The 12,115-nt window shown below is 73.0% G+C and carries 12 protein-coding genes; 5 read left to right on the top strand and 7 right to left on the bottom strand.

Features of this window, described 5'->3' with window-relative positions; genetic code table 11:
- Nucleotides 1-1,164 (bottom strand): glycosyltransferase, encoded by a 1,164-nt coding sequence (locus tag ACIQMX_RS11630; RefSeq protein WP_402476841.1) that lies wholly within the window; start codon nucleotides 1,162-1,164, stop codon nucleotides 1-3.
- Between the two features lie 113 nt (nucleotides 1,165-1,277).
- Between ACIQMX_RS11630 and ACIQMX_RS11625 the strand changes: the two genes are divergently transcribed.
- Nucleotides 1,278-2,792 carry a hypothetical protein gene (locus ACIQMX_RS11625; RefSeq protein ID WP_402476838.1) on the top strand — a complete coding sequence of 505 codons (1,515 nt, stop codon included), beginning with the start codon at nucleotides 1,278-1,280 and terminating at the stop codon, nucleotides 2,790-2,792.
- Here ACIQMX_RS11625 and ACIQMX_RS11620 read toward each other — a convergent pair.
- From ACIQMX_RS11620 to ACIQMX_RS11610, 3 genes are read right to left on the bottom strand one after another with little or no spacing between them, the layout of a single operon-like run.
- Complete coding sequence (locus tag ACIQMX_RS11620; protein WP_402476836.1) at nucleotides 2,761-4,008, bottom strand: hypothetical protein; 1,248 nt, start codon at nucleotides 4,006-4,008, stop codon at nucleotides 2,761-2,763. The two genes, ACIQMX_RS11625 and ACIQMX_RS11620, sit on opposite strands and share 32 nt — an antisense overlap.
- The gene (locus tag ACIQMX_RS11615) at nucleotides 4,005-5,759 is read right to left on the bottom strand and encodes a lipopolysaccharide biosynthesis protein (RefSeq protein ID WP_402476834.1); all 1,755 of its coding nucleotides are present in this window, start codon (nucleotides 5,757-5,759) and stop codon (nucleotides 4,005-4,007) included. The genes ACIQMX_RS11620 and ACIQMX_RS11615 overlap by 4 nt, the downstream gene beginning before the upstream one ends.
- Nucleotides 5,756-7,018, bottom strand: coding sequence for a glycosyltransferase (locus tag ACIQMX_RS11610; RefSeq protein ID WP_402476831.1), 1,263 nt, complete (start codon nucleotides 7,016-7,018; stop codon nucleotides 5,756-5,758). The genes ACIQMX_RS11615 and ACIQMX_RS11610 overlap by 4 nt, the downstream gene beginning before the upstream one ends.
- A gap of 227 nt (nucleotides 7,019-7,245) precedes the next feature.
- On the opposite strand from ACIQMX_RS11610, the gene ACIQMX_RS11605 reads away from it, so the two are divergent.
- Nucleotides 7,246-7,692, top strand: coding sequence for an adenylyltransferase/cytidyltransferase family protein (locus ACIQMX_RS11605; protein ID WP_363072164.1), 447 nt, complete (start codon nucleotides 7,246-7,248; stop codon nucleotides 7,690-7,692).
- Here the strand turns inward: ACIQMX_RS11605 and ACIQMX_RS11600 are convergent.
- On the bottom strand, nucleotides 7,661-8,392 hold the full coding sequence (locus tag ACIQMX_RS11600; protein WP_402476828.1) for a CDP-alcohol phosphatidyltransferase family protein: 732 nt from the start codon (nucleotides 8,390-8,392) through the stop codon (nucleotides 7,661-7,663). The two genes, ACIQMX_RS11605 and ACIQMX_RS11600, sit on opposite strands and share 32 nt — an antisense overlap.
- A gap of 142 nt (nucleotides 8,393-8,534) precedes the next feature.
- On the bottom strand, nucleotides 8,535-9,221 hold the full coding sequence (locus ACIQMX_RS11595; RefSeq protein WP_363072160.1) for a ribonuclease H: 687 nt from the start codon (nucleotides 9,219-9,221) through the stop codon (nucleotides 8,535-8,537).
- A 193-nt stretch (nucleotides 9,222-9,414) separates the two neighbouring features.
- Between ACIQMX_RS11595 and ACIQMX_RS11590 the strand changes: the two genes are divergently transcribed.
- The 3 genes from ACIQMX_RS11590 to ACIQMX_RS11580 all read left to right on the top strand — a co-directional run bounded on the left by ACIQMX_RS11590 (nucleotide 9,415) and on the right by ACIQMX_RS11580 (nucleotide 11,097).
- The gene (locus ACIQMX_RS11590; RefSeq protein WP_363072159.1) at nucleotides 9,415-9,597 is read left to right on the top strand and encodes a DUF6381 family protein; all 183 of its coding nucleotides are present in this window, start codon (nucleotides 9,415-9,417) and stop codon (nucleotides 9,595-9,597) included.
- Nucleotides 9,598-9,782: 185 nt separating this feature from the next.
- Entirely contained in the window at nucleotides 9,783-10,517 is a 735-nt protein-coding gene (locus ACIQMX_RS11585) for an SDR family NAD(P)-dependent oxidoreductase (RefSeq protein WP_402476824.1), read from the top strand.
- A 22-nt stretch (nucleotides 10,518-10,539) separates the two neighbouring features.
- Nucleotides 10,540-11,097: a hypothetical protein gene (locus ACIQMX_RS11580; protein WP_402476821.1), complete on the top strand. Its 558-nt coding sequence runs from the start codon at nucleotides 10,540-10,542 to the stop codon at nucleotides 11,095-11,097.
- Nucleotides 11,098-11,128: 31 nt separating this feature from the next.
- On the opposite strand, the gene ACIQMX_RS11575 is transcribed toward ACIQMX_RS11580, so the two are convergent.
- The gene (locus ACIQMX_RS11575; RefSeq protein WP_402476819.1) at nucleotides 11,129-11,998 is read right to left on the bottom strand and encodes a UbiA family prenyltransferase; all 870 of its coding nucleotides are present in this window, start codon (nucleotides 11,996-11,998) and stop codon (nucleotides 11,129-11,131) included.
- Nucleotides 11,999-12,115 lie beyond the last annotated feature (117 nt).

Below are 12,115 nucleotides of genomic sequence, written 5' to 3'. Positions count from 1 at the left end.
TCATCGGCGCTTCCGGCGGGCCGTCACGTCCTCGTAGGTCCGCCGGAGCGTCCGGGTCACGACGTCGATGGTGAAGTGCTCGTTGACCAGATCCCAGGCGGCCTTCCCCGCCTCGGCGTTGGCCGCGGGCTCCAGCAGTTCCAGGACCGCCCGGGCGACCTTCTGCGCGTTGGCCCCGTCCTCGCCCACCCGGCTGTCGATCACTCGTCCGGCTCCGGCCCGGGCGACGTCGGGGCCGAGGCCGCAGGTGCGGGTGACGACCACGGGGGTGCCGACGGACATCGCTTCGAGGACGGAGACGCCCAGGGGTTCCTCGATCGACGGCAGGACGTACACATCGGCCCGCCGTCCGGCCTCCAGTACCTCTTCGTGGCCCAGCGGTCCGACGTGGTCGAGCGAGTCCAGCACACCCAGGGCGCGGGCCCGTCGCAGCGTGTCCGGGAGCGCGCCGGTGTCCGGGCCCGCGAGGACGAAACGGGCGTCCGGGTGCTTCGCCAGGACCGTGGGCATCGCGGCCACGAAGTCCTCCGGACGCTTGCGTTCCTGGATCCGGGCGAGGAAGAGCACGGTCGGCGGGCGGTCCGGATCGCGGGCCGGCTTGAACTCCTGCGGGCGCACCCCGTTGACCAGGCGCACGGTCCTCGTGAGCGCGACGGGGGCCGCGACGGCGTTCACATCGGTCCGCTCGGCCTCGGTGAGATGGAGCACCGCGTCCGCGTCCCGCAGGACCTTGCGTACCCCCAGCAGGTCCGTCAACTGCGCCACCCGCTTCTCGGTGGGGTCCACCATGCCGTGCGTCTGGACGACGAGCGGGGTACGGGTGGCCAGGGCGAGGAGGGCGGCGGGCAGCGTCACCAGGTCGCGCATCAGATGGACGTGTACGAGGTCGGCGCCGCGCATCATGCGGTGTGCGGTCCGCAGGAGGGCTCCGGAGGTGATGCCGCTGACCTCGAACATCGGCAGCAGGTGCCGGGCCCGGAAGAGATGGACGGGCACGCCCTCCACCTCGGCGGGCAGCGGCCCGTCGAAGCCGTCGCCCAGGGCCATGATCCGGGCGTCGTCGCCCCCGGCGCGCTGCACCTTCGAAAGGTTCAGAGCCACCCGGGTCGGACCGCCGAAGGCATGGTCCGGGGTGTGCAGTGTGACGATGTGCAGGATCTTCACCAGGGTTCCCCTCGACCTCGGCCGGCTGTTCACAGCCTAGTCATCGCATCACCTCAAGTGGGGTGATTCGCTAAGGTGTTCACAGGCGCGCAGGCTCACGGAACGGGGAGACGATGACGTCCGTGCAGCAGGCTCCGCCGTCCGCGCCCTTCCGGGGCGACGGTCCTCGTCCTCCGGTCGAACCGCCCGCCAGGCCGATGTCCTGGGCGATGCTGTCGCGGGCGATGGCCGTGCCGCTCATCCTGGGGCTGGTCTGCTTCCTGCCCGCGCTGATCGCCGCCCAGCCCGGGACCGGGTCCCGGGACACGGCGTACTGGCTGCAGCTCGTGCTGACGTGTTACGCCGGGGCCCGGCTCTCGACCATGATCCTCTCCACCCGGCGACGGCTGCTGCAGGGCGTCTTCTGGATGTTCGTGTACATCGCGATGGGGGTGGCGCCGTTCGCCCAGGCGGTCATCGGCCAGACGCCGACGCCGATGGTCGGGCCGCGCTCCGACCTGGTCACGGCGATCGCCCTGATCCTGGTGGGATGCGCCGCCTTCGACCTGGGGGCGCTGCTGGCGTCCCGGCGTCCACTGCGGCGGCGCACCACGGCCCGCGGGGGCGGCGGCCCGGCCACGGCGCATCCGGTCAGGCTCCGGCTGCTGGTCCTGCTCGCCTTCGCGGCAAGCGGCTACTACGTGCTGAAGCTCGGCGGGCCCGGCGTTTTCTTCTCCAGTCGGCAGGAGATCAGCGCCTCGGTCGCTCAGAGCGGTGTCGCGTCCGGGGAGTCCAATGTGGGCTCCGCGTTCCTGAAGGGCTTCGGCACGGTTCCGGCCCTGCTGGCGCTGCTCTTCTACACCCGCCGGCTGGTGACCTCGCGCCGGGCCCGGCGCTCACCGTCCACCGTTCTCGTGTGGATCGCGCTGGCCGTGGTGAACCTGGTCGTGAACAACCCGATCTCCAATGCCCGTTACTGGTTCCTGACGGTGCTGGTCTCGCTGCTGTTCACGGCGTTCCCGAGCAGCGCGGCGATGTACCGCTCGGTGCTGGCCATGGGAGTGGTCGGCGCCCTGGTGCTGTTCCCGTACGCGGACAGGTTCCGCTACGACGACTCCGGGTACCGCCCGGTCCAGTCGTCGTCGGTTTTCGAGCCGCTGGCCACCAAGGACTACGACCAGACGGTGATGTTCGCCAACACCATCTCGTGGGTCGACACGCGCGGCCACACGTACGGCCGTCAACTGGCGGGCTCGGCCTTCTTCTTCGTGCCGCGGGCGGCGTGGAGCGGGAAGCCCGAGGACACCGGGGTGCGGGTCGGGCAGTGGATGGGGATGAACATGACGAATCTCTCCGCGCCGCTGTGGACCGAGCTGTGGGTGGACTTCGGGGCGCCGGGCCTGATCGGCGGGTTCGCCCTGATCGGTTACGCGACGGCGCGCACCGACCGCCGCTATGCGCGGGCGGTCTCGCGGGACGGTCCGGGGCCGGGCAGTGTTCTGGCGATCACGGCGCCGCTGATCGCGGGATACACCTTCATTCTGCTGCGCGGCCCCCTGCTTCAGGCCGTCGGAAAGCTCGCCATCGCGGCGCTGTGCCTGGCGATGATCACGAGTTTCACGGGCCGGAGCCGACGGCGGTCGCACTGACCGGGGCGTGTTCGCGCTCACCGACCCGGGTGAGCCGGACCACCCGGGTCCAGGTGGCGACCGCCTTGCAGACGGATCCCAGGCAGAGGCCCCAGGCGGCTCCCATCACTCCGCCGAGCAGATAGCCGCCGGCGAGGAAGGCGACCGCGGCGAGGGAGAAGACCACCTGGATGGAGAGCGTGGTGCGCGGATCAAGGAGTCTGAGGGCCAGCAGTCCGCAGGTTCCGACGGCCATGGCCGCGTACTGGCTGCCGGTCGCGGGGAGCAGCGCAGCGGCCGTCGGCCAGGTGTCGCCGAGCAGATGGCGTCCGGCCGAGCCGGGCAGCAGCGCGAGGACGGTGGCCCAGCCGGCGGCGGTGAGCGCCAGGACCGCGGCCAGGGCCGCGGTGGCCCGCACCCGGAGCCGGTCGGTGGCGAGCCTCCCGAGGAGTGGGGGGCCGAAGCCGGTGGCCGAGGTGTACAGCACGTTCAGCGGGCCGAAGAGCGTGGTGGCGCCGCGCAGGGCACCGACGACGAGCGGGTTGCCGACGGCGCCGAGCCCGAGCACGGAGAGCTGGCTGGTCGCGTTGCCCACGCCGAACTCGACGACGAACCGGCGGCCCAGGTGCCCCTTCGCCAGCAGGGGCTTCAGCCGCACCGGGGTGCCGGCCGTCCTGCGGTGCAGCACGGCCGCGGACAACAGGAGCGCGGGCAGGGCGGAGAGGCCCCAGACGATGACCAGCCGGGCCGCCGGGGTGCCGTGCGGCTGTGCGGCCAGCGCGCCGAGTACGCAGGCCAGGCGCAGCGTGTCGGAGGCCAGCGCCAGGTGCTGTGCGTGCAGCGTGGCGAAGGCGTAGCGGGCCGTGTCCTGCGCGAGGACGACCGGCAGCACCAGTCCGAGCATCGCCCCGGCGCGTGCCGTCTCCCCCGGCAGCAGGACGCAGACCGCGGCGAGCAGGCCGCCGATGACGGCCGAGGCGAGCAGGGTGAAGCCGACCGCTGACCGGCAGGCTCCGCGCGTCTCGTCGCTCGCCGCCTGCCGGCGCAGCACCAGGGGCTGTCCGGTGTAGGCGCCGAAGACCCCCAGCAGTACGGAGAAGACGAGGTAGACGGCGGAGAAGCGGGCGAAGTCGGCGACGGTGGAGAGCCGGGCGGCCACGACCAGCACCAGGATGTTGGTGAGCGCCGCCACCCCCTGGTCGGCGACCGAGCAGACGACGGCGGTGCGTGCCCTCATCGGTGTCCCGCGGTACTGCTCCGGTCGCTGCCGCCGCTTCCCGCGCCGCCGTCGAGCGTCCGCAGGCCGAGGGTCTCGGTGGGGTCGCCGGTGCGGGCCGCATCGTGCGCCCGGCCGGGACCGTCGGCGCCCGTGTCCTCGCGGGCGTCGCGGCCGTCCGCGGGTGCCGGACGGCCGCGGCCCCGGCGTTTGGCCGCCTTCCTGCGGGCCCGGCGCTCCAGGCGTCCGTAACCGGGGTGGAGCAGGGTGCCGAGGACGGTGCCGCCCGCCGCACCGATGATCTCGCGGATGCGCTCCAGGTCGCTGCGGTGCACCTCACGCGGATCGCAGACCACCACGACCCCCTCGACCCGGTCGATGAGGGCGACGGCGTCCGCGTACGAGAGCACGGGCGGGGCGAGCACGATGACGACGGCTCCCGGCCGGCCCCCCTCCGCGAGGATGCGGCTGACGGGCGCGGAGGTCAGGGCGCGCGGCACGTTGTCCGTGCGGCGGCCGGCGATGAGCGTGAAGGCCCCCGAGCCGGGCACGTCCACGTTGGTGCGGCTGTCGGAGGGCCAGCCGCGCCCGTCCCGCTCGTTGGCCCAGCTGGGCCGGCCGGCCCGCCCCACCGCGCCGAGCGCCCCGGCCAGGGACGGGGACCTCAGATCGGCCTCCACGAGCAGGACGTCACGCCCCATCTCGGCGAAGGCGGCAGCCAGGTTGGCCGCGGCGGCCGTCGCCATGCCGTTGTCGCCGCGGGGCGCCGTGACGAGGATCCGGCGGCGCTCGGTGAACGAGGGGTCGTAGGCGAGCCGGAAGGCCACCGCCCGGTACTCCTCGGCGAGTCTGCTGCCGCCGCGTCCGATGGCGAGCAGGATTCCGGCGGCGGCGCGCTCCCTGGGCAGCGTGCCGAGCAGCGGAGCTCCCAGCGAGCGGACGAGTTCCCTGGTGGAGCGCACAGCGGGGTCGAAGACGAGCCGTACCCAGGACAGCAGCAGGCCGAGCGCGAGTCCGACGACGCCGCCGAGGCCGAGGAGGAGCGGCAGCCCGGCTCCGCTGGGCTTCTGCGGCGCGACGGGCTTCTTGTTCAGATAGCCGGGCGTGGTGTCCAGTGCGCGCAACTCCGATATCTTCTGGCTCAGTTCGGAGATGGAGACGATGAGATTGGCCCGTGCGCTGGTGACGTCGTTGCCCACCGTGCCGGTCTCCTGCTCGGCCAGCCGGTCCCGCTGTTCGGTGAGCGGCTTCAGCTGGGCCCGGTAGCCGTCGACCATGTTGTCGATGCTGTTCTCGGTGCGCTCCCGGCGTATCTCCAGGTAGGCCTCGGCAAGTGCCTGGGCGCGGGCCTTCGCCTCTTCGGGGGTGCGGCCGGTGTAGGAGAACCTGAGCACCAGGGTGTTGGGCGGATTGGTGACCTGGAGCCCGGAGAGCAGCGTCCCCACGTCCACGGTGTCGCCGGTCCTGGTCAGCGAGCCGACGGCGACGGTGCCGACCGCGTCACTGACCGCGGTCTGGCGCTCGGAGCCGATGTTGATTCCCTTGTCCGCGGAGGCACCGGCGGCGAAGGGGTCGGAGGTGGCGGAGCGCACGGACACCTCGCCGGTGGAGGTGTAGGTGTCCTCGCCGCCCAGGCCCAGCCAGCCGGCTCCGAGCAGTCCGACGACGACGCCGCAGGCGAGCAGCGTGCGGTAGCGCAGGAGCTGGCGGAACTGGTCCCTGAGCAGCGCGGGTTCGTCCTGGTCCTCCAGGGCGCGGATCGGGTGGGTCATCGGCGGTCTCTCCCTTCGGCGTCCTGAAGGACCTCGGTGATCAGTGCGTCGAAGCGGGCGAGTCCGGCTTCACGGCCGAGGTGACGGGCCACGTAGCGCGGCCCGTTGGAGCCGAGTTCACCGGCGGCCGCGGGTTCCTCGGTCAGTTTGCGGACCGCGGCGAGCACTGCGGCCGGGTCCTCCGGTGCGACCAGCAGCCCGGCGCCCGAGCGCTGCACCTCCTGTGCGGTGCCGCCCCCCTCGGCCACGGAGGCGACGACGGGGCGGCCCGACACGAAGTACGAGGTGAGCTTGGAGGGCACGCTCATGTCGAGCACGGACGCGCGCTGGGTCACCGCGAGGACGTCGGCGGCCGCCAGGACGTCGGTGAACTCGTCGGCGCCCGCGGGCGGCAGGAAGTCGAGGTTGGGCAGCCCGGACGCACGGGCCAGCAGGGCGTCGCGCTGATTGCCGTCCCCCATCAGGACGATGCGTATCTCCGGGGCGAGCCGCGCCGCGTCGACGAGGACCTCCAGCCCCTGTTTCAGCCCCATGTTGCCGGAGTGCAGCACCACGGGTGTGCCCTCGCGCCAGCCCAGCCGGGCCCTCGTCGTGGCGCGGTCCGCCGAAGGCGCCTGCACGTGTGACCAGTTGGGGACCAGCCGGATACGTTCCGGGTCCACCCCGTAGGCGGTGACCCGGGGGACGAAGCTCTCGTGGATGACGCCGACCAGGGTGGCGGCCCCCAGCGCATACCGCTCGGCCCGTGCGGCCAGGGCGGCCGCCCTGCCCCCGCCCCGGATGCCGCTCTGCGCGGCGGCGGCGCCCATCAGGTCCTGGACGACGGGTATGTAGGGGATGCCGTGACGGCGGGCGAGCCGGGCGCCGATGACGCCTCCGGCCAGGCTCGGAAGCTGGGCGAGCACCGCGTCGGGCCGCAGCGCGGGCGGGGCGGCGAGACCGTGGGCGAGGACGCTCGCCTCGAAAGCCGCTCTGCGCAGGGCGCTCTGACGGGGCGGCACATAGTGTCTTCGCCGGTGGACGGTGACACCCGCGCGCTGCTCCTCGGTCCGCCACACCCCCCGGTAGGCCGCATCGGTCCGCCAGGACGGGTAGTGCGGCATGCCGGTCAGCACATGGGTGTCGGCCCCGCACCGGGCCCAGTGCTCGGCGAGCTGGGCTGCGTACGGGCCGATACCGGTGAGCTCGGGTGCGTAGTTCGTGGAGACCACCAGCAGACGGCGGCCGTCGAGCGGCATGCGGTGCTCTTCCTCTGGCATCTGTTCTGGCATCGGACGCTCGCCTTCCCCCCGGAGCCACCTGTGTTCCCCCCAAGGAACAGCCCCAAAAGTGAGCTTATCCGTTCACGAGATGCGCAAGTGGTCTTCACAGTAAGGTCGTTGCACGATCAACACCGATACCGTTATCCCACCGGACCGGATGCCATGTCCGGACACCGGCCGATGGGACACGGACATCACGTTCACACCGTGGGGGGAGAGAACGGATGGTGCACAGGGTCGGCTACGCGCCGGGGGTCTACGACCTGTTCCACATAGGTCACCTCAACATCCTGCGGCATGCCCGCAGCCAGTGCGACTACCTGGTGGCAGGGGTCGTCTCGGACGAGATGGCGGCACTCGCCAAGGGGCACAAGCCGGTCATACCGCTGCCGGAGCGGCTGGAGATCGTCCGGAGCGTGCGGTACGTGGACGCGGCCTTCGTCGAGACGGTCCCGGACAAGGTCGAGACCTGGCAACAGGTCAGGTTCGACGTCATCTTCAAGGGCGACGACTGGCGCGACACGGAGAAGGGCAGGCGGCTGGAGCGCGACTTCGCCGAGGTCGGTGTGGAGGTCGTCTACTTCCCGTACACCGTGCACACCTCCAGCACGCAGTTGCGCCGGGCGCTGGACACACTGGTCAGTCCGCCCGGAGCGCTCTCAGCTCCCTGAACCACTTGCCGAGGAACGCCACGAGGAACAGCGCGTGCACGGCGGCGAGTACGGCGTATCCGGTGCGGAACGCCGTCTCGTCACCGAGCAGCAGGAACACCAGGCAGAACACCCCGTAGTCGGCCGGCAGCAGCGCCACGGCCCGCAGCCGGGAGACGGGCGCGGCGGGCGCTCCGCCCTGCGGCGAGGGCCGGGCGGCGGCCTTGCCCAGCTGCTCACGCAGAAGCCCTGCGCAGAACGTGAGCACCGCGACGAACAGGAAGCCGAGCGGCAGGAGCAGCCAGGCGTCGGACCCGAGGCCGAAGTAGCGGTGGAACGAGATCAGTACGGCGGTGTGGACGAGGATCATCTTCGCGCAGTCGACGACATGGTCCAGCCATTCGCCGTCGGGGCCGCCGCGGCCGGTCAGCCGGGCGAGCTGGCCGTCGGCCGAGTCCAGGGCGAACCCCACGGCGAGCCCCAGGTAGACGAGGACCGCAGGTCCCCAGGCGGGGCGCACCAGAGCCACCGAAGCGAGGGCGGCGAAGGTGAACGCCGCACTCACCAGAGTGACCTGATTGGGTGTCATGCCGATTCGGTACGCGGCCGCCGCGAAGACCCGGCCGGCCGGCCGGTTCACGTACCGGGAGTAGAGCGACACCCCCTTGGCCGACTTCTGCGCTCCGCGCAGTTCACGCAGCACCGTACCCGTGGATTCCATACGCCCCCCAGCGTGTCGCCGTTCCCCACAGCTCCGGCGGCAGCTCAGGCCCTCGCCGCCGGAGCCGCATCATGGCACGCGCGCCCCCTCGCACGGGCGCGATCCGAAGGACCCGTCCGGTACGCGGCGGCAGGGTGCCCCGTCAGGCGGTGGCGGTCCGGCATTCGGGGTGGCCCCAGCCATGGTCGTTCTTGGCGATCATGTCCTTGGCCGCGTACGGCTTTCCGCAGTGGCACCGCCCGGCGAACTTGGCACGGATGGTCGCTCCGGCCCGGGCCGCGCCGCCCGCCTTCTTCGTCGCGGCGCCGGTCCGCCGTCCTTCGGTGGCACGGGAGGGTGCGGGAACCGGCAGGTCCGCGGAGCCCTGCGAGGTACCCGCCGCACGCTGCGCGACGGCCACTTCGCTGGCTGCCTGGTCGGCCAGGGCGTTCAGCGGATCGCCGTCCACCTGATGGGCCGGCACGTAGACGAACTCCACGGCCCGGCCGGTCAGCAGGGAGTCGATGCGGGCCACCAGGTCGCGGTTGGCGACGGGCTTGCCGGCCGAGGTCTTCCAGCCGTTCCGCTTCCAGCCCGGCAGCCACTTGGTGACGGCGTTCATCGCGTACTGCGAGTCCATCCGGACTTCGAGCGCCACGGCCGGGTCGAGTGACTCCAGCAGTTCCTGGAGGGCGGTGAGCTCGGCGACGTTGTTGGTGGCGGTGCCCAGCGGACCGGCCTCCCACCGCACCGGCCTGCCTGCCGCGTCAGCCACCACATAGGCCCAGGCGGCCGGCCCCGGATTACCCTTCGACGCCCCGTCACACGCGGCGATCATGCGCTCGTTCATACCCCTGATCATGCCAGCGTCCGGGGGGGGCCGGATCACGCCGGTTCCGCTCCCGGTGTGCGCATCGCATCGCCGCGGCGTCCCACCCGCCCCACCTGCCACTCTCACCGTCCGTGACGCTTCGGGGTGCGCTGCTCACGCAGCGCTGCTTCTCTGAGGGGGCCCGCTCTTCCCTACCGTTCAAGGAGTGACGATGAGCGTTGCAGGAGAATCCGGCCGAGCCCAGCAGATGCGCGAGAAGGCCAGGCACATGACCGAGGCCGCGGAGCGCACCAGCGACCCCGAGCAGCGTCGCCGGCTGGAGGAGAAGGCCCGCAAGCTGCAGGAACAGAGCGAGCAGCAGGGCGTCCGGAGCGGCAGCGGCCGCCCCGTGTAGCCACCCGCACACGCGGACGATGGGCTGCCACCCTTCCATGAGGGGGTGGCAGCCCATCGGCGCGCCCGGCCCGCGTGGACACCCGCACACCGGGGGCCCGCCCGGAGGCGGTTGATCTTCGATCCCTACGCTGGGTCCTCACCGAGGGCGTCACGTCGCCGTCGCACAGGAGCGAGGAGCCTTGCATGAGCCGTCAACCGGTCACCGTGGTCACCGGCGGCAGTCGCGGGATCGGCGCCGCCGTCTGCGTACGTCTGGCGGCCGACGGTCATCACGTCGCCCTCGGCTACCGCTCCGACGCGGCAGCGGCCGAGGCCGTCGCGGTGGCCGTACGGGAGACGGGCCGGCGCTGTGTGACGGTGCGGATGGACACCGCCGACGAGGCGGGCGTCGATCTGCTCTTCGACACCGCGGCGGCCGAGCTCGGCCCGGTCACGGGCCTGGTCAACAACGCCGGCGTCGGCGGGCCGACGGGCCCGCTCGCCGATGCCGACGCGGCCGGGCTCCGGCGCGCCCTCGACGTCAACGTCGTCGGTTACCTGCTCTGCGCGCGGCGGGCCGTGCGCGACATGACCGGGTCGGGCGGCGGGGCCATCGTGAACATGTCGTCGGCGGCGGCCACCCTCGGCAGTCCTGGCGAGTACATCCACTACGCCGCGGCGAAGGCAGCTGTGGACACGCTGACCATCGGGCTGTCCAAGGAGGTCGCGGCGGCGGGCATCCGCGTCAACGCGGTCGCCCCCGGCATCATCCGCACCGGGTTCCACGCGGACCCGGAACGCCCCGACAAGGCTGCCTCCGGAATCCCCCTGGGCCGGCCGGGAGAGCCCGAGGAGATCGCCGGCGCCGTCGCGTGGCTGCTGTCGGACGACGCCTCGTACGCCACCGGGGCGATCCTCAGGGTGGCGGGCGGTCGCTGACGCCCGGAGGTACGGTGCGGCGGTGACCGGTCCCGGCGGGCTTCCGCTGCTCTTCCTCGATGTCGACGGCCCCCTCGTCCCGTTCGGCCCGCGCGCCGGCGGGCACCCCGTCTTCCCGGGTGCGCCGGGTCCGCCGGGTCCGCCGGAGGCCGGGGCGCATCCGCTGCTCGACCGGATCGACCCGGCGCTCGGGCCCCGGCTGGCGGCGCTCCGGTGCGAGCCGGTCTGGGCGACGACCTGGGGGGACGAGGCGAACGCGGTCGTCGGACCGCGCCTCGGGTTGCCGCGCCTCCGTGTGGTCGTCTGGCCCGCCTCTTCGGACCGGGAGGAGCGGGACATGCGGGCGGGGCTCCACTGGAAGACGCGCACGCTCGTCGGCTGGGCCGCGGGGCGCGCCTTCGTATGGGTGGACGACGAGATCACCGAGCGGGACCGGCACTGGGTGGCGGCTCACCACGGAGGACCGGCCCTGCTCCGCCGGGTCGATCCCGCACTCGGCCTGACCGACGCCGACCTGCGCCTGATCGACATCTGGCTGCGCAGACTGGCAGGGGGCACGGCGCGAGGCGGCATGGCGTGAGGGGCACGGGCGTGAGGGCCGCGTGCCCGGCTCAGACCAGGGCGGTGCCGCGGACCAGCAGCAGCGCCACGTCCGCCGCCGCGACGACGGCCGCCGCCGCGAGCGGCGCCTTGCGCCAGGTCCGGCCGAACAGGATCCCGGCGAGCGCCGCGGGCGCCGCGACGGCGAGCGTGACCGCTCCCCAGCGCCCGGCAGGCCCGGCCGGGCCGAGGGCCAGGACCACGGAGGCCGCCAAGAGGGGCACCGGCAGCAGCATCCCGGTGGCGGTGGGGCCCAGCCGCTGCGGGAGGCCGCGCACACCGCTGCGCAGGTCGTCCTCGATGTCGGGCAGTACGTCGCCCAGGTGCGCCGCCAGTCCCAGCAGGGCGCCCGCCGTCACCACCCACCACGTCGGCCCGGGACGGCCGGGCAGGGTCAGCGCGGCCACGGCGGGCAGGGCGGCGAACCCGATGACGTACGGAAGCCAGGACAGGGCTGTGGCCTTCAGTTTCAGGTTGTACGCCCAGGCGGACGCCACGGCCGCCAGGTGCACCGCGCCGGCGAGCGGGCCGCAGGCCAGGGAGAGCGGGACGCACAGCAGCGCGGCGGTGAACGCCGCCACCCAGACCGTCCCGCGGCTCACCGACCCCTCGGCCACGGGTTTGCCGGCGCGTCCCGCGGCGGCGTCGCGCCGGGCGTCGAAGGCGTCGTTGCACCAGCCCACGGAGAGCTGGCCGCACAGCACGGCGGCGACGAGGAGGGCGCAGCGGACGGCGTCGAGGCCGACGCCCGCGCCCAGGGCGCCCGCGATCGCGGTCACGGCGACGACCGGTCCCGGATGGCAGGAGCGGGCCAGCCCCGCGGTACGGCGCGGCGGCCACGCGGTCGGAGCGCAGGCGCGAGACGGGTCCTGAGTGCCCATGACGCGATCGTAGGTACTCCGGACACCGCGGACCTGACAGCCGCACGGGTTGTCTGCGGTGTTTTGCCCCTGGTTCCGGGCAGGGATGGGCCATGACGTCTGAGAAGCAGGGCCCGG

This window comes from Streptomyces sp. NPDC091416 (assembly GCF_044756845.1).
In the GTDB taxonomy this organism is placed as follows: domain Bacteria; phylum Actinomycetota; class Actinomycetes; order Streptomycetales; family Streptomycetaceae; genus Streptomyces.
This window is presented reverse-complemented; position numbering and strand designations above follow the sequence as displayed.

What these genes read in the sequence shown, in the direction of transcription:
- ACIQMX_RS11625 (WP_402476838.1), top strand. Translation starts at nt 1,278, where the DNA reads ATGACGTCCGTGCAGCAGGCTCCGCCGTCCGCGCCCTTCCGGGGCGAC.
- ACIQMX_RS11620 (WP_402476836.1), bottom strand. Translation starts at nt 4,008, where the DNA reads ATGAGGGCACGCACCGCCGTCGTCTGCTCGGTCGCCGACCAGGGGGTG.
- ACIQMX_RS11615 (WP_402476834.1), bottom strand. Translation starts at nt 5,759, where the DNA reads ATGACCCACCCGATCCGCGCCCTGGAGGACCAGGACGAACCCGCGCTG.
- ACIQMX_RS11610 (WP_402476831.1), bottom strand. Translation starts at nt 7,018, where the DNA reads ATGCCAGAGGAAGAGCACCGCATGCCGCTCGACGGCCGCCGTCTGCTG.
- ACIQMX_RS11605 (WP_363072164.1), top strand. Translation starts at nt 7,246, where the DNA reads ATGGTGCACAGGGTCGGCTACGCGCCGGGGGTCTACGACCTGTTCCAC.
- ACIQMX_RS11600 (WP_402476828.1), bottom strand. Translation starts at nt 8,392, where the DNA reads ATGGAATCCACGGGTACGGTGCTGCGTGAACTGCGCGGAGCGCAGAAG.
- ACIQMX_RS11595 (WP_363072160.1), bottom strand. Translation starts at nt 9,221, where the DNA reads ATGAACGAGCGCATGATCGCCGCGTGTGACGGGGCGTCGAAGGGTAAT.
- ACIQMX_RS11590 (WP_363072159.1), top strand. Translation starts at nt 9,415, where the DNA reads ATGAGCGTTGCAGGAGAATCCGGCCGAGCCCAGCAGATGCGCGAGAAG.
- ACIQMX_RS11585 (WP_402476824.1), top strand. Translation starts at nt 9,783, where the DNA reads ATGAGCCGTCAACCGGTCACCGTGGTCACCGGCGGCAGTCGCGGGATC.
- ACIQMX_RS11575 (WP_402476819.1), bottom strand. Translation starts at nt 11,998, where the DNA reads ATGGGCACTCAGGACCCGTCTCGCGCCTGCGCTCCGACCGCGTGGCCG.